10 protein-coding genes are annotated in these 15,844 nt (G+C 66.3%); 7 read left to right on the top strand and 3 right to left on the bottom strand.

Annotation, left to right across the window (positions count from 1 at the left end; all coding sequences use genetic code 11):
* Positions 1-18: 18 nt before the first annotated feature.
* Positions 19-2,682, bottom strand: a complete 2,664-nt coding sequence (locus K1X74_14440) for a hypothetical protein (protein MBX7167525.1) — start codon at positions 2,680-2,682, stop codon at positions 19-21.
* Between the two features lie 142 nt (positions 2,683-2,824).
* Between K1X74_14440 and K1X74_14435 the strand changes: the two genes are divergently transcribed.
* Positions 2,825-3,607, top strand: a complete 783-nt coding sequence (locus tag K1X74_14435; GenBank protein ID MBX7167524.1) for a sugar phosphate isomerase/epimerase — start codon at positions 2,825-2,827, stop codon at positions 3,605-3,607.
* 88 nt (positions 3,608-3,695) lie between these two features.
* The gene (locus K1X74_14430; GenBank protein MBX7167523.1) at positions 3,696-4,190 is read left to right on the top strand and encodes a hypothetical protein; all 495 of its coding nucleotides are present in this window, start codon (positions 3,696-3,698) and stop codon (positions 4,188-4,190) included.
* A gap of 61 nt (positions 4,191-4,251) precedes the next feature.
* Here K1X74_14430 and K1X74_14425 read toward each other — a convergent pair whose 3' ends face one another.
* Entirely contained in the window at positions 4,252-5,742 is a 1,491-nt protein-coding gene (locus K1X74_14425; protein ID MBX7167522.1) for a response regulator, read from the bottom strand.
* A 366-nt stretch (positions 5,743-6,108) separates the two neighbouring features.
* On the opposite strand from K1X74_14425, the gene truB reads away from it, so the two are divergent.
* The 5 genes from truB (at position 6,109) to K1X74_14400 (ending at position 14,121) form a co-directional block, all read left to right on the top strand.
* The gene (gene truB, locus K1X74_14420) at positions 6,109-6,999 is read left to right on the top strand and encodes a tRNA pseudouridine(55) synthase TruB (protein ID MBX7167521.1); all 891 of its coding nucleotides are present in this window, start codon (positions 6,109-6,111) and stop codon (positions 6,997-6,999) included.
* 403 nt (positions 7,000-7,402) lie between these two features.
* Positions 7,403-10,171 (top strand): DNA translocase FtsK, encoded by a 2,769-nt coding sequence (locus K1X74_14415; protein MBX7167520.1) that lies wholly within the window; start codon positions 7,403-7,405, stop codon positions 10,169-10,171.
* A 238-nt stretch (positions 10,172-10,409) separates the two neighbouring features.
* Positions 10,410-10,949: a sigma-70 family RNA polymerase sigma factor gene (locus tag K1X74_14410; protein ID MBX7167519.1), complete on the top strand. Its 540-nt coding sequence runs from the start codon at positions 10,410-10,412 to the stop codon at positions 10,947-10,949.
* Complete coding sequence (locus tag K1X74_14405; protein MBX7167518.1) at positions 10,946-12,208, top strand: hypothetical protein; 1,263 nt, start codon at positions 10,946-10,948, stop codon at positions 12,206-12,208. The genes K1X74_14410 and K1X74_14405 overlap by 4 nt, the downstream gene beginning before the upstream one ends.
* A 194-nt stretch (positions 12,209-12,402) precedes the next feature.
* Positions 12,403-14,121 carry a DUF11 domain-containing protein gene (locus K1X74_14400; GenBank protein MBX7167517.1) on the top strand — a complete coding sequence of 573 codons (1,719 nt, stop codon included), beginning with the start codon at positions 12,403-12,405 and terminating at the stop codon, positions 14,119-14,121.
* Here K1X74_14400 and K1X74_14395 read toward each other — a convergent pair.
* Entirely contained in the window at positions 14,102-15,784 is a 1,683-nt protein-coding gene (locus K1X74_14395) for a trypsin-like peptidase domain-containing protein (GenBank protein MBX7167516.1), read from the bottom strand. The two genes, K1X74_14400 and K1X74_14395, sit on opposite strands and share 20 nt — an antisense overlap.
* Positions 15,785-15,844: the final 60 nt, after the last annotated feature.

Here is a 15,844-nt window from a genome sequence, read left to right as displayed (position 1 = left end):
GGTGCGCGGCAATCGAGCTTAGGGCTCGGCGACGAACGGCAGATTGAGAGTTCGGGAGCCGCCGACTTCTTCGGCCCGCAAGTACAGCGTTTTGCCCAGGAGTTGTCGGCCGTCTTTGAGTAGATAGCTCTGTACGTCGGTCCCGCGCCGGTGCTCGACAATCTGGCGCCTCATGCGGCGGCGTTCGGGGGCCGACAGGTAACATTTGAACGTGACCTCGTCGTCGGTCAAATTGGTCAGCCGTTGTTCGATTTCGAGCTGTCCATGGTCGTTGAGCCGCGTGCTGACTTCCAGGTTCACGTCGCCTGCGCCGACTTCCAGCCGGGGATATGCCGAGAAGTGATAGGCGTCGTCGGCGTTCAGCTCAAAGTCGACCCGCATGACATGCGACCCCATGCCCGCGTCGACAGGCAGATTGATCTCGATCGGCAGGGTGATTTCCTTGCCGGGCGGAATGCTGAAGTCGATCGGAAAGCTGTCCAACCGCCAACTTTCGGGCCCGACGAGCTGGGCGGTGCCGCTGACTTCCTGATTGAACGTGTTGCGCACGGTCAGGGTCAATTCGTGCGGCGTGCCGAGCACGCTTGGCACGCGCTCGGGGCTGAGCCGCACGCCCGACCGCCAGGCCAAGAGCGGCAAATCGGCGCCTTCGACGAACACGGGCCACGCACCAATTTCGGCCGCTTGCTTGCCGTCCTCGCGTGGCAGTTCTTGAGTCTGCCCCCAGGCGTTGAGCAGCCGCGCCTCGGGCCCCCAGCGGAGCAACTCGCGCACCGGCCGACCGGCCGAGAGAAAGATCAGGCCCTTGCCCCCGCGCTCGAAAATTGCGTTGGCACTCCCCTCGGGCAAATCGATGCGCCCCAGATAGCGCGCCTGCGCCAGGGCCAGCGCGGTCGTCCGCCAGGCCAGCAACAATTCGGTCGGCCGACCCTGGGAGTCGAGTAGCCCGCACTCGTCATCAAACGGATCATCGAGAAAGATGCCTTCGACGCCGAAGCTCTTGGCCGTGACCATCTGCTGCACCAGGTCGTTGACCCGGGTCGGCAGGTCGTACCGGCTGCGCTCGAGCGGGCGGATGCTGACCCACCGCTCGCCGCGCGTGCGGTTCAGATCGCGCAGGTAGGACGCCAGTTCCTCGGGCGTGAGCGAAGGGCTGCTGGCCAGCGACACGTATCGCCACGGCAAATGTCGAGGCAACGCCGACGACGCGGCGTTCATCGGTTTGTGAGGTACCGGCAGCTCGTGCTGCCAATCCCAGCCGAAGCCGAGATGCAGATCCTGGCCGACGTGATCGAGCTGGCGTTTGACTTCGCCGACGCGCGCCGTGAGATTCGGCGCACCGACCAGGCTCGTGTCGCGATCGTCGCCTAGTTGCCAGTACCGCACGCTCAACGAGAGCCGGGTCAACACCGGCTCGAGCGAGGGATACCACAGGTCGGGCGGCCGGCTGAAGACGTCGATCGCCAGCAGTTCGCCTTCCCCTTGAAACGACTTGCGCACGGCTGCCGGCGGGTCGTTCAGCAGGCCGATCAACTCGATTTGCCGATTGCTTAGTCGCTCGGCGAAATTTGCCAGACCTTGCGCACGTTCGCCGTCCTCTTCGGAGAACCAAACGGGAAACTTCACGCGCTGCACACCCGAGCGCAGGAACAAGCGCGGCAGATCAGCCAGCGGGATCGGGTCGTCCCCCCGCGGCAGGCTCCAGCCAAACTCGAGCCCCGCGGTCGCGTCGTCGTCAGGCACGACGAGCACCGGCATGTCCTGTTGGTGCAGAGTGCCGGCCCGGCCGATGATCGACACACGAATGCGGTAGAAACCGACCCCTTGCACATGCGGTTTCCAGGCAAAGGCTCCGGCAAACTCTTTCGACGTCAACAACGGATTGGCGGGGTTAGGATCGCCCGTCGCCGTGACCGGCGCCACTTCGGTGAGCGTCAATTGCTGTTCATGTTGCTCGAGCTGCGCGCCGGTCACGTCGAGCAACTGCGAGCGCACGGTGACCGTGTGCGATTCGACGCCCGACAACTCGCCCGCGATCGCTACATCGGCCGCATCGGTGTAAAAGCCGTGCGGCGTGCTGGTCTTGACGCTCAGGCGCGGCGTTCGGGCCAGCCAGGCGTCATCGAACCAGACCTCGCCCGTCAAATCTGGCGCCGCGCCGACACCAACCCGCGCGACGATGACCGCATACCTTACGCCGGCGCGGCGCGGCTGAATCGGGCCGATGCGAATTTTCGTCCAGGGCGTCGTGCCGCGCAGCGGCAGACAGAAATGTTCCTCGATCGGGCGCTTTTGCTCGTTGAGAAACACGATGCCCCAGCGGGCCGAATTCTGCGAAAGACCCTCAGTGCGGAGGCTGCCCTCGAAGACGTAGGCGAACCGCGGAGTGATCGGCACCGGAGGGCTGAACGCTGCGGCCGCGCCGCCGTTGCAGGCCACGTGCAACGCCGATTCGCCGCTGGCGCCGTCCGTCGGCTGGATCCGCACCTCCATATACGCGGGATAGCCGGGCCCGCGCTGACGCGTCCAGCCGTCGGGCCAGCCGTCAAAATCGTGGTCGGAAGTGCTTTCGAATTCGGCCGTCAGGATCGGCACGGCGTCGGGGAACCGCTGGTCAATGGGCGCGGCACCGCAGGCCGGTAGAATCAACAGCATCGCCAGGGTGGACGCGAGACGTGTCATGGAAACGTGCCGTTAGCCGTCGGGCACCCTGACCAACGCAGCCGCGACCGGCGCGACTACCTCCCCTTTGCTATCGGCCGCCGTCGGTATGCGGCTCGATACGCCGTCGCTGCATCCGCTACCACCCCGAAAGTCTGCCATCGTGCCTGCCCTCAAGCTCGGAGTTCGCCTGGCCTCGTTTCGCCAACCGTTACGCGAGGCCCTGATTTCGGCGGCGCGGCTCGGGGTCGGCGCCATCGAGCTGGATGCCCGGAGCGACGTCCGGTTGCAAGACATGTCGCAAACCGGCGTGCGCCAGTTGCGCAAATTGCTCGAAGACCATGGGCTGCGCGTGGCCGCCGTGCGTTTTCGGACGCGGCGCGGCTACGACCTGGCCGACGAGCTCGACCGCCGCGTCGAGGCGACCCGCCAGGCGTTGCGTTTCGCCCACCAGGTCGGCGCTCCGCTGGTCGTCAACCGCGTCGGCCACATTCCGGAGCAGCCGCAGGGCCCCGCCTGGGACCTGATGCGCGGAGTGCTCGCCGAGCTGGTGGAATATTCGGCCCGCGCCGGGGCTCTCTTGGCTGCCGAAACCGGCGGCGAAGACGGGCCCGCGCTTGCGCGACTGTTGGATGCCCTGCCTGAGGGGGCCTTGGCCGTCGATTTCGACCCGGGCAGCATCTTGGTCAATGGCTTCTCGCCGCTCGAGGTGCTGGCAGCCGTAGGCCCGGCAATTCGGCACGTGCACGCGACCGACGGGGTCCGCGATTTGGCGCGAGGGCGGGGCCTCGACGTACCGCTTGGCCGGGGCAGCGTCGACTACGCCGCCTTGCTCGGCGCCTTGGAAGAACGCGACTACCGGGGATACTTTACCGTGGGACGGCCGGGTGCCGACGACCCCGTCACCGAGGCCACCGCGGCGATCGAGTATCTGAACAGCTTTTGATCCCTCGAGCGCAAGGCCGCGCCACACTGCATGGAGAATTTCGATGAACCTTCGAAGCTTGTGGTTGGGCGCGATCGTCTGGGCAGTGCTGGGCGCGACCGCAGCCTTACAGGGCAGGGCCGACGATCCGGAACCCCAGTCGGCCGATGCGACCGCCGAGCGTGACGCCCTCGAGCGGAAATTCTGCGAGTCGCTGACCGGCGTCACGCTCGTCGGTTCGTTTACCGTCACCGGCGAAGGCGATGGCACGCTCAAGGAAGACCGTTACCAGATCGACAAGGTCACCAAGGGGAAGGGCAACTTCTTCGTCTTCGAGGCCCGCATCCAGTACGAAGGCAAGGACCAGGTCTTCAAGATGCCGCTCGAAGTGCGCTGGGCCGGCGATACGCCCGTGATTACGCTGACGAACATCCTCGTGCCCGGCCTCGGCACGTTCACGGCGCGGGTGCTGTTCTACGAGGATCATTATGCCGGCACTTGGAACGGCAAGGACCACGGCGGGCACCTGTTCGGCCGAATCGAGCATGCAAAAACGTCGGCGTCCAAATCGCCGGATGGCGCGTCGCCCGGTGCACAGCCGTAACGGAAACCCGTCCGGTGAGATGGCCGGGCGCAAATCGAGACGCCCCGCACTCAGCGACGATTCAGCAATTGCTCAGCGCGGCCGGCGCCGCGCGGTACGCGGCGGCAATCTTGCCGATCAGCCGTGGACGATCGATCGGTTTGGTGTCGTAGTCGTCGCAGCCCGCGGCCAGGCACCTTTCCAGCTCTCCGCTGGCGGCGTGTGCCGTGAGCGCAATGATGGCCCCCGCATAGTCTTGGGCGCGCAATTGCGCGACGGCGCCATAACCGTCGAGCACCGGCATTTGCATATCCATCAGCAGCACGTGGAACGGCTCGCCGGCGGCACGGGCCGCCAGGGCTGCATCCAGCGCCAGTTGCCCGTTGTCGCACACCGTGACGACGGCGCCGGCCTTCTTCAACAGGTGAGCGATCAGCCGCTGATTATCGAGCCCATCCTCGGCCACCAGAATCCGGCAGCCTGCCAGCGCGTCGCTGGCAATGGTCAGCGACGCCGCGATCGAAGCGACCTGTCGCGTTGGGCCAGGCGTGGGCGCGATCGAGGCCACGCCGCTCAGATCCCCGGTCGCCAGGCTCAACCGAAACCGCGTGCCCACGCCCGGCTCGGACGAGACAAGCATCACGTCGCCGCCGAGCATTTGGGCCAGCCGCTTGCTGATGATCAGGCCCAAGCCGGCGCCGCCAAACCGGCGGGTCGTCGATGTATCGACCTGCGAGAATAGCTGGAACAACCGATGCTGTTGCGTGGCCGTCATCCCGATGCCCGTGTCGACCACGTCGAACTCCAGCCGCGCCTGCGCGTCGCGCACCAGTCGCACGACGATCCGTACCGAGCCCGCGTCGGTGAATTTCAGCGCATTGCCCATCAACTGCACCAGAATCTGCCGCAGCCGCGTCGGATCGGTACGCAGGGACACGGGCACTTCGCTTTCGTATTCGACGCGCAGCGCGATGTTTTTTCCCTGAGCGCGATGGTCGAGCTGCGCCAACACGTCGGCGATGATCTCGGTCACCGAGCAAGGCCGCGTTTCGACGCCGAGCGTGCCGGACTCGATCTTCGACAAGTCGAGCAGATCGTTGATGATCTGCAGCAGATGTTGGCCGTTGTCCTGAATCATGCGAAATGCATGGACGCGATGCGGCGGCGCAGCGTCCACGTCGTCTTCCTCGAGCAGCAAATTGGCGTAGCCCAAGATGGCCGTCATCGGGGTGCGAATCTCGTGGCTCATATTCGCCAGGAATTCACTCTTGGCCCGATTGCCCGCCTCGGCCTGGGCCAAGGCCGCTCGAGCCGTAGCGGTATGATGCGCCACCTCGCGCCGCGCCGACTCGAGTTCTGCATTGCGATGCTGCAGCGCGGCCAACGCCTGCCGAGTGACATCGATCAGCCGATACGCCTGCGTCTGCAATAGCTGAAAGGGGGGATCGACCGAAGTGACGTCGATGGTTCCAACACAATCTCCATCGACAGCCTGCATGAGCTGGTGAGCAACTTCGCCCAACTGCCGGCTGAGCTCGGCTGCCGCGTCGTTCTGTTGCCGGTCAGGAGACATGGCGCGATTGGAGAAATGCTAGGCTAATCACCCAAGTTGTGACCATTCGGCGATTCATGGAATCCTAGAACCGAACTAGGCCGGAGGTCTGCTGGATTTACCCTTGCGGAGGCTGGGGGCATCACAACACGACGGGCTTATCGTCCCCCCTCGCGCCCCCAGTCTGATGGTTCTCGTCCGCCCAATCGTTGCTTAGCGAACTAATCAAGTTCAAATGTGCGGTCCAAGTGCGGCGCCAAAATCGCGCAAATCGCTTTTCGTAACACGAAAAAAATCCCTACGGTGGTACCTCGGGGGGGTCACAGCCTGGATGGTCGATCTCCGCACACCGCAGTGACCAAACACGCACACCATCCGGCGAACAACGTGTCTGCATCGATCGAGAGCGCCCTGATAAGCATCGTTAAACCGCGCGGGATCTCCTCGCGAGCCGCGATCGATGTGGTTGCGCGCGCCGTTCGCCCCGCCAAAGCCGGTCACGCCGGAACGCTCGACCCCCTCGCGACCGGCGTGCTGGTTGTTTGCGTTGGTCGGGCCACGCGATTGATCGAGTTCGTCCAGGCTCAGACCAAGTCGTATCGCGCTGGTTTCCAGCTCGGCGTAACCAGCGAAACCGACGACATCGAGGGAGAGCTCGTCGAATTGCAGGCGCCGCCTGTGCCCTCGCGCGACCAAATCGAGGCGGCCGCCGGCAACCTCACCGGCGAATTGCAGCAACGCCCGCCGGCTTTCTCCGCCATCAAAGTCGACGGCCGGCGCTCTTATCGACTGGCACGGGCGGGGCGCGCGGTGGAACTCGCGCCGCGGCCCATTCGCGTCGACCGCTGTGAAGTGCTGAAGTACGAATATCCCCACCTGGAAATTGACATCGATTGCAGCTCGGGCACCTACGTTCGGGCCCTGGGTCGCGACCTGGCCGCGGGACTCGGCACCGGAGCCGTCATGACCGCGCTGGTCCGCACGGCAGTTGGCCGCTTCACACTCGACCAGAGCTGCTCGCTCGAAGCTTTCGAGACCGATGCCTGGCGGTCGTTCCTATTGCCGGCGTTAGCGGCCCTGGGAGATATCCCGCAACAACGGATCGACCCGACCTTGCGGCAAGAACTTGCGCACGGCCGACCTTTGCAGTTGGCGCACGACCCGGCCATCTCGTTGTTGGCGGCGATCGACGACAACGAGCAATTGCTAGGCGTTTTGCGGCGGCGAGGCGACTTGTGGTTTGCGTCGCCAAACTTCGCCGCGGCCACGGACGGTTGAGCCGCGCGGCTTGGGTCCGTCGCGCCGCCCACCGCAAACTCTTCGCCGTCGTTACTGCCGCGCAAGAAGACCGCGCGGCAGGCCGCGTTGTCACGCTGGCGTTGCCCGCTCGCTGCCAGGGCGCGGGTAAACTTGTGCGAGGTCACGTCTCGTGCGCGCCGCGGGGGTGGAGCGAATCCGCCGCCGCGGCCGCAAGTTCCGGATGTGCACAACGCACGCGCTGGCCAGGCTGTCCCGTTCGGGCAACCTGCAGCGCCGCGGCGCGACGCATTCAAATCTTCTGTCGCGGCGCGCCGAAACAATCCGAGGACAACACGGTTTGCCTTCGGGCATGGACGCTCTGGCGCCGAGCAGGCCGCCAGAGCACCGGGTGCATGGTCGCTGACCTCGACCAAACGCCAACATGCTCGAACAGCGAAATCTCAAGCTCGATCTGCTCGCGCTGGCCCTGCTGGGCTGGAATATCTTTCTTGCGCTGGCCCTGGTCACTTACGACCCGGCCGATCCGCCGAGCACGCTCGTGTTGCCGGCCCATGACCAGGTGCACAATCTGTGCGGGCGCGCGGGACATCTCGTGGCCACCGCACTGTTCACCGCTCTGGGCGTCGGCGGCTACTACCTGCTCATCTCGCTGATCGCATTCGACGCGATTCTGCTGGCCCGGCGACCGATCGCCGAACCCTGGCTGCGGTTCGTCGGCTGGACCCTGTCGCTGACGGGCCTGGCGACGCTCGCGGCGATGTCGCTGCCGGGCCTGTCCCCCGGCCCGGTGATCGGTGCCGGCGGCTACTTGGGCGCCGTACTCGAGGCGTGGTTCCGCGCGCATCTCGCGACGGCCGGGGCCTACGTGCTCGTGATCAGCGCCATCATCGGCGGGCTGCTGCTGTGCACCGATTATGTGCTCGTCCGGCTGGTAGCGATCGTGCTGGGACGACCGGTCAAACAGGTCAGCCGAGGGCTGATGCTGGCCCGCGACGCTTACGAGCGCCGCCGCAGCAGTGCGCCGACGATCAAGCACAACGGCAAGATTCGGCTGAAACCCGCCGAAGCGCCCGCCGCCGAGGCCGAGGAGGAAGAGGAGGCCGCTTCGACGGTGCGGATCGTCAATCCCAAATCGGCCGCGAAGCCGGAGCCCGTAGCCGAGGAAGCCGACGACGCGGAAGAAGCCACGGACGACGAGACCGAAGCAGCCGAAGAAGAAACCGCCGCCGCCAAGCCGGCCACAGGCATGGCCTCGCGTTTGGCTGCGGCGCTCCGCTTGCGCGGGCCGAAGTCGAGCGCCGAACGGCAGGCCATGCTGGCCGAGCTCGAAGCAGCCAGCCGGCGCGAAGACGATGCCGAGGATTACGAGCTGCCCCCCATCTCGATGCTGCTCGAGGCCGAGGGCGTCGCGTACGAAGAGCAGGAAAAGGACGTTCGCCGGAAGGCCAAGATTCTCGAGAAGACGTTCGCCGATTTCGGTTTCCAGGTGCGCGTCGTGGAAATCGAGACCGGGCCCGTCATCGCGCAGTTCGAAGTCGAGCTCGAAGCCGGCCTGCGGCTGAGCAAGATCACCAGCCTGGCCGACGATCTGGCGATCGCCCTGCGGGTGCCGAGCGTGCGCATCGTGGCGCCCATCCCGGGCAAGAACACCGTGGGCATCGAAGTACCCAACGCCGAGCGTCAATTGGTACGCCTGCGCGAGGTGATGGAAGAGGCCAATGGCCGAGTGACCAAGATGCGGATCCCGATCTTCCTGGGCAAGGATGTCTCGGGCAAGCCGCTGGTGATCGATCTGACGACCCTGCCGCACCTGCTGATCGCCGGGCGCACCGGCACGGGCAAGAGCGTGTGCCTCAACACGATCATCACCTCGATGATCATGACCCGCCGGCCCGATGAAGTGAAGATGCTGTTGATCGACCCGAAGATGGTCGAGCTGAGCCCCTACAAGTCGCTACCGCACCTGATGCACCCGGTGGTGACCGACATGGGCAAGGCCGAGGCGATCCTGGCCTGGGCCGTCGAAAAGATGGAAGAGCGATATGCGCTCTTGGCGCGCGCCGGCGTGCGTCACATCAGCAGCTACAACCAGCTGGGCGAAGAAGAGCTGATGGACCGGCTGCAGCCGGAAAGCGACGAGGAACGCACCCAGATCCCGACGAACCTGCCCTACATCGTCATCGTGGCCGACGAGATGGCCGACCTGATGATGACAGCGGCTAAAGAGGTCGAACAGCACATCATTCGCCTGGCGCAAAAGAGCCGGGCCGTCGGCATCCACCTGGTGCTGGCCACGCAAAAACCGACGGTCGACGTCATCACGGGCCTGATCAAATCGAACCTGCCCGCGCGGATTGCGTTCCAGGTGGCCAGCCGCACCGACAGCCGCGTGGTACTCGACGAAATGGGCGCCGACAAGCTCCTGGGCAACGGCGACATGTTGTTCCTCTGGCCGGGCACCAGCACCCTGCTGCGCGGCCAGGGCACGTTCATCTCCGACGATGAAATCAACCGCGTGATTGACTTCGTGGGCACGAGCGAGCCGCAGTTCGTCAAGGAGCTGGTCCAGTTGCGCCCCGCGGCCAGCGCCGAGGGGGGTGGCATGGCGGCGCTCAAGAGCCGCGACGAACTCTACGAAGCGGCCGTCGACGTCGTGGTGCGCGAGGGTCGTGGCAGCGTGTCGCTGTTGCAGCGTGCGCTGGGTATCGGCTATGGCCGGGCGGCGCGGCTGGTCGATTTCATGGCCGAGGACGGCTTTGTCGGCAATTACAACGGCTCGCAGGCCCGCGAGGTGCTGTTGACTCCCGAGCAATGGACCGAGATGCAACAGGGCGGCGCCGCGCCTGTGCCGGGCGCTGCTGCGCCTCCCGCGCCGAGCGGCAACCGTGCGGCACCGGCTGCGCCGTCGGCGCCCGACTGGATGAACGCTGCGCCGGCCGTGCCGCGTAACCGCTTCAAGCCTCATGACGAGGACGAAGAAGCGGTCGAGGAGGAAGACGACTACGAAGAAGAAGCCGCCGAAGACGACGCGGAGGAAGAGGCCTACGAAGACGGCGAATTCGACGAAGCCGAGGACGCAGAGGCTGAAGAGGAGGAATTCGACGAGGACGAAGTGGCGGACGAGGATGTCGAGGAGCCGCCCTTTGAAACCAAGGCCGTGCCCCCCCCGAGCAGGCGGAAAAGAGCCTAGCGACCGCGGGCCTTCCCGCCAAGCAGCGTCGCAACTTCTTCTCTTTCATGGACTTTCGACCGCCGAGCCCAATTCACCCCGTGCCGGGCAAGTCGCCGCACCCCTCGCCGGTGCTGTCCCCGACCGTATGGGATGGGACAATCTGCAGTAACGCCCTCACGAGGTTTCTGCTGGGTGCCGCGGCATCCGAGGCCGATCCCCGGCGATGGTGCGAATCGAGCCGGTTGGACCGCCGTCGATGTCGATGGACTCCCAGGACCTGTTCCAGATTCTCGTGCGCGAGCACGCGGACATGCTCACCGTGTTCCTGCGGTGTGCCGTGCGCGATCCCAGCGTCGTCGACGATCTGTTTCAGGAGACCATGCTGACCGCCTGGCGCAACCTGCACCGCTTCGACAAGACGCGCCCCTTCGGCCCTTGGCTGCGGGGAATCGCCGCCAAGCTGATCCTGGCCCATCGCCGCAAGTCGGCACGATCCATGTTGCTCTGCGATGCCGATATCCTCGAGCACCTCGAAGCCCGACATGCCGCCTTGGCGCAGAGCCCGGGCGACACGCTCGATGAGAAACTCGACGGCCTGCGCGATTGCCTGGAACAACTTCCGGAGACCTACCGGCTGGCGGTCGAGCTGCGCTACCGCGAAGGCCTGCACGGGGCCCGGCTGGCCGAGCGGCTCGACATCTCGGGCGAGGCGACGAAGAAGCGCTTACAGCGCGGCCGCATCCGACTGCTGGATTGCTTGCGAAGAAAACTTACGCTCGCGGGGGTGATGTCATGACCTACACCAACGACGATTACCACGATTCATCCGGCGACGATTATTCAGAACCTTTCAGTGCCGAGCCGCACCCACCACGGGAGATCTCTGCCGAGGCGGTCGCCTGGTCGAGCGAGGCGCTGGACAACGACGCGGATTCGCACACCGCTGGGGGCACGTCGCCGGTTCCCCAGCAGGGGTCGCCGACTCTCGAACCGGCGGCGGCCGCTTTGCCTACCGATCCCGAGTCGCGGCGCGACGCGGCCGATCTTCAATTCATGCACGTGCTGCTCGAGCAGTGCTTTTCTCCCACGTCGGCGGAAGGCACGCTCGCCCATCGCCAGCGCGAGGCGCGCGTCGCCCGCGTGATGGCGGCGGTCCACGCGGAGAGCGCGCCGCAGCCCGTGTCAACAGTCATGGCCAGGGAGCGCGTTGCCGTGCGATCGGTGCAGGGAATGCGCCGACGCACGAGCACGATCGGCCGGATCGCGGCGATTCTGGCCACGGCCGTGGCCGTCAGCGGCGTGGCCCTGTTCCTGTCGTGGACATCCTCCGGACAACAAACGGTCCAGGCGGCGGTCGACGCGATGTACCGCGCCGCGGCGCAACCCAAGGATCGCCATTATCACGTCAAGGCGCGCTTCCAGGACTTGATCAAGGGTACCGAGTCGCACGTGGTGACCGACCTGTACGTGCGCGGCGGCGACAAGTTCGTCCTCCGCCATCCCACGATGCTCGGCGACCTGTGGATCGGCAGCAACGGGCGCCAAGGCTGGATGGTCAACCCGTTCAATATCGTTCTGGGCCGCAAAGATCCCAAGCTCACGCTGGCCTGGGCGCGCGACGAGGGCATCACGATGCCCGAGCTGCAGTTGACCGCTTTGCTCGACGAGGCCCGCAAGTATTTCGATCTCGAGTTGTTGCCCGCCGAGATGATCGACCCGCGCGAGTCGCCGGCGACGTATGCCTCGAGCCAGACATTGTCCGATCCGTACGTGGCCTGGCAGCGCATCCGCTGCCGGCCAAAGTCGCTGCAGCCTCATCAGCCCTACTTAATGGACCTTTGGGCCCATCCCGACACGGGCGTCATGCGGCGGATTCAGTTTCACTGGCAGCCCTTCTCGAAGTTCTGCGGCCTGACGATGATGACTGTCGATCTGGTCGCGGAACAACCGCGTCCCGATGCGTGGTACGAACCGGCCGCGCATTTGAAGGCCAATGCGTCCGAGGCAACGCCGGCCGCGGCGGTCATCCCTGCGGCTGAGCTGCCGGGCGCTTAACCGTCCGGTGCAAGCAGGCGCCGCGCCAGCAAGGCCGCAAAGTCCACGGAATCGTCTGCATTTTCGCAGTCCCCCCGGTCGATACATGAGCCGGCTTGTGGGCCGATGTCGATGTGCCGCGCTAGCTGCGCTGGCACGATCACCGCTCGGCCCTGCAAGGCTCCTTATCCCTCCTGCTCATCGGGGACGCGACCATGGCACGGATGCTGGGTCAATTGACCGTTGCCGCCTTGGCGGTGCTAGCGGCGAGCTATTTCGCCGTCATCACGCCCACGATCGCCGGACCGCCGGAATCGCCGTGGGAAGCTCCCGTCGAACGGCTCGCTGCGTCGCCTGACATTACGGCACCGGCGCCCACCGCTGCATCGCCCAAGAAGCAGCGGATTTGTCCGCCGCTGTTGCCTGGGGGTAGCGACTCGGCTCGGCGCTTTCCCCAGCGCCGGGAAACCGGGCCGATGCAGCGCGCCGCCTACGAAGCGGCCCCGCGCACGATGCCCGTGGCCGAGGCCCCGATGTTGAACATCGCTGGTCCCGCGCCACAGGCGTCGAGCCAGCCGGCTCCGGTCGCGTCCATCTCACTCAGTTGGAAACTGCCCGCCGCGGCGACGACCGAGCAGGCCGTCGAAGGCGCGCTGGTCGTACAAAACCGTGGCGCAGCCATGGCGCATGAGGTCGTGGTTCAAGCCGAGCTACCGGCTGGGCTGATGCTCAACGGCTCGGAGCCGCCCGCCGAAGCCGACGGCACCATCTGCACTTGGAACCTGGGCCAACTCGACGCCGGGGCCTCGCGCCGCATCGCGCTGCAACTGACGCCCACGGGCCAAGGCAACCTGGTCCCTACCGCCACGGTGCGTTCGACCACGGTCGCCGCCGGCGCGCTGAGCGTCATCCGTCCGCAACTTGAATTGACGGCCACGGCGAACTCGCAATGGCAGCTTGGCCGCAGCGAAACGCTCGCGTTCACCGTCGTCAATCGTGGCGAAGCGACCAGCAACATCGAGTTGGTCGTAAGCCTGCCGGAAGGATTGCAACATCCGGACGGCCCCGAGGTGCACTATGCACTCGGTGCGCTGGGTCCCGGCGAGAGTCGCCCGATCGAAATCACGTGTACCCCGGCCGCGGCCGGCGAATATGACATTCAGGGAACCGTCCACGTCGGCAACTCGGCCGTGGCCGACGCCTCGTGTGCCGTCGTCGTCGAGCGGCCCACGCTCGAACTCACGGCCGCAGGCCCCAAGGTGCGCTACGTCGGTCGCCCGGCGAGTTACACGTTCGAGGTACACAACCCGGGTCCGGCCGCGACGAGCAACGTCCGGTTGGCCGCCGAATTGCCGCCGGGCCTGCGGTTCGTGTCGGCCGGTTCGGGCGGCGGTTTCGACGCCGCCTCGCGCCAGGTCACCTGGTTCCTCGGCCGCTTGGAGCCCCAGACCAAAACCACGGTCACACTGAACGTGGCCGCCGAAGCGCCGGGCGAACAGCCCTTGACGGCCAGCGCCACGGGCGACGGCGGCGCCACGGCGAGCGTCGAAGGCGTGATTCAAGTCGAGGGCGTCGCGGCGCTGGAGATCGAACTGGTCTCGGCGGACGATGCCGTCGAGATCGGCGCCGAGACGGTGCACGAGCTCCGGCTCACAAATCGCGGGTCGAAGCCGGCCACGAATCTCGAGGTCGCCCTGCGGCTGGGCGACGAATTGGACGCCACGGGAGCCTCTGGGGCGACCGAGGCGAAGTGCGACAGCGGCGACGTCGTGTTCGCTCCGCTTGCCGCGCTGGAGCCCGGCGAGTCGACCACCTTCTCGGTTCACCTCCGCGGCGCGGGCGCCGGTAAAGGCCGAGCGACGGCGTATGCCCGTTGTGCCGAGCAGCCCGACGTGATTCAGGCCGAGTGCCTGGTCACCGTGTACGAGGATTGACCGGCTGCGCCGGCGCAACGGCAGTCGTCGCCGTTGCCTGGGGCACGCGCGGAACGGCCAGCGAGGTCAACTGCCGCTGGGGCCGCTGCGCCTTGGCCGCGGACAATTGCCGGATGAATTCCGGCGAGGCCTGGTTGAGCACGATAATCTCGCTCTTGGCCTGCGGATTGTTCAACGGCCGAATGACGCAGATCACCTCCGCGTCGCCCGTACGCGATTCAAGCTCGGCAAGCGTGGCGCGCTCTTCCGGCGTCATGCTGGCGGCGGCGCCGGTGGGCATCGTCGGCGCCAAGGGTGGCGGCGCGCTGGTGCTGTTGGCCAAGGCAACGGGCACCATGGCGGCGGCCGGGGGAGCCGTGACGGCATGCGGCGCGGCCGGCGGCGGCGCCAGCGGCATCTGGTCGGGCATCTGCGGTGTCGCACTGGCCGCGGCCATTTGCAGATCGGCCGGGGTTGCCCGGTATACGTCGCTTAGTTGCATCTTGTCCAACTCGCTTTGCACTGCCGGCAAAGCAGCAAACAGCCCCTGATTGTCTTGGGGATCGGCCGCGTTGCAGACGCCGATCAGGTAGCCCTCGCGCGAGAACAGCCCGCCGCCGCTACGTCCTTGCACGGGCTGGCCGGCAATCTGCAGATTCGGCGCTCCGGCAAACTTGTTCAGCGACAACACCTGGCTCGAGACGACCGTGGGCGGCTCGCCGTGATTGCAGCCGATGGTCAACACGCCGTCGCCTTCGCGCACGTTGAACATCGCCGGGGCCACCCGCGCGATGCTCACCGGTCCGCCCGGCCGGAAGGCCACGAGGGCCACATCCGATTCGAGGTCGTAGCTGATCATCCGGCCGGGCAGGTTCGCCACGGCGGGCGTGAACAGATCGACGGTGATCTGGCCTTGGCCCTTCGATTCGCGAAAGACGTGCGCACAGGTGACGACCAACGCTTCACCCTCGCGAGCATCGACGATGGTGCCGGTGCCCACCGAGTGGCCGTTCGGTTCTTGAATGCGCAACCGCACGGTTGCGGCCAGAAGCGCGTCGGCGCCCGGCGCAGAGGCGGGCTGCTCCGGCGCCGCCGGACCGATCGGTGACATCGCCGGGGGAGCCGGCATTGTCGGCGCGCCGGCCAACTCAGCCGGAGGCGCAGCGGCCGGAGCAAACGTCGCAGCCGTCGGGATCGCGGCCGGCGGCGGTTCGAAGGCTGGTGCCTCGGCATAGGCCTGGCGTGCAGCCGCATCGGGATCCGCGCCGCCGGGCACAGGCGGCGCCGCCTCGCGACCGCGACCGAACCATTTTCCTCCGCCGATGCGCGACAACGCGCCGCCGAACAGGCCGGGCTTTTGCGCAGGCGCCGCTGGGCCGACGCCGTGCCTTGCGCACATCTCGACCAGTTCTCGTTCTTGCACGGCGCCGACGATGCGATCGACCTCTTGTCCGTCTTTGATCAGTACGAAGCAGGGGATGCTGTTGACGCCGTATCGCGTGGCGAGTTCGTGATTGCTGTCGAAGTCGACGGTGCGAATCGGGAACTGCTGCGCTTGCAGTTGGGCGACGATCGGCGCCATGCGCTGACATGGTCCGCACCAAGGCGCCTGGAAGTCGAGCAGCACCGTATCGGTGGAGCCGATCGCGGCCACGGCCAACAGCGCAACGTGCACAGCACCCATGAACCCGACCCTCCTTGGTCTTCGTACAGCCGCAGACGGCAAGCCTGCCCGCGCGGCATC

Source organism: Pirellulales bacterium, assembly GCA_019694435.1.
In the GTDB taxonomy this organism is placed as follows: domain Bacteria; phylum Planctomycetota; class Planctomycetia; order Pirellulales; family JAEUIK01; genus JAIBBZ01.
This window is presented reverse-complemented; position numbering and strand designations above follow the sequence as displayed.

Excerpts from the sequence above, each read along its gene's own strand:
- K1X74_14440 (MBX7167525.1), bottom strand. The coding sequence starts at position 2,682 with ATGACACGTCTCGCGTCCACCCTGGCGATGCTGTTGATTCTACCGGCC.
- K1X74_14425 (MBX7167522.1), bottom strand. The coding sequence starts at position 5,742 with ATGTCTCCTGACCGGCAACAGAACGACGCGGCAGCCGAGCTCAGCCGG.
- K1X74_14415 (MBX7167520.1), top strand. The coding sequence starts at position 7,403 with ATGCTCGAACAGCGAAATCTCAAGCTCGATCTGCTCGCGCTGGCCCTG.
- K1X74_14410 (MBX7167519.1), top strand. The coding sequence starts at position 10,410 with ATGTCGATGGACTCCCAGGACCTGTTCCAGATTCTCGTGCGCGAGCAC.
- K1X74_14405 (MBX7167518.1), top strand. The coding sequence starts at position 10,946 with ATGACCTACACCAACGACGATTACCACGATTCATCCGGCGACGATTAT.
- K1X74_14400 (MBX7167517.1), top strand. The coding sequence starts at position 12,403 with ATGGCACGGATGCTGGGTCAATTGACCGTTGCCGCCTTGGCGGTGCTA.
- K1X74_14395 (MBX7167516.1), bottom strand. The coding sequence starts at position 15,784 with ATGGGTGCTGTGCACGTTGCGCTGTTGGCCGTGGCCGCGATCGGCTCC.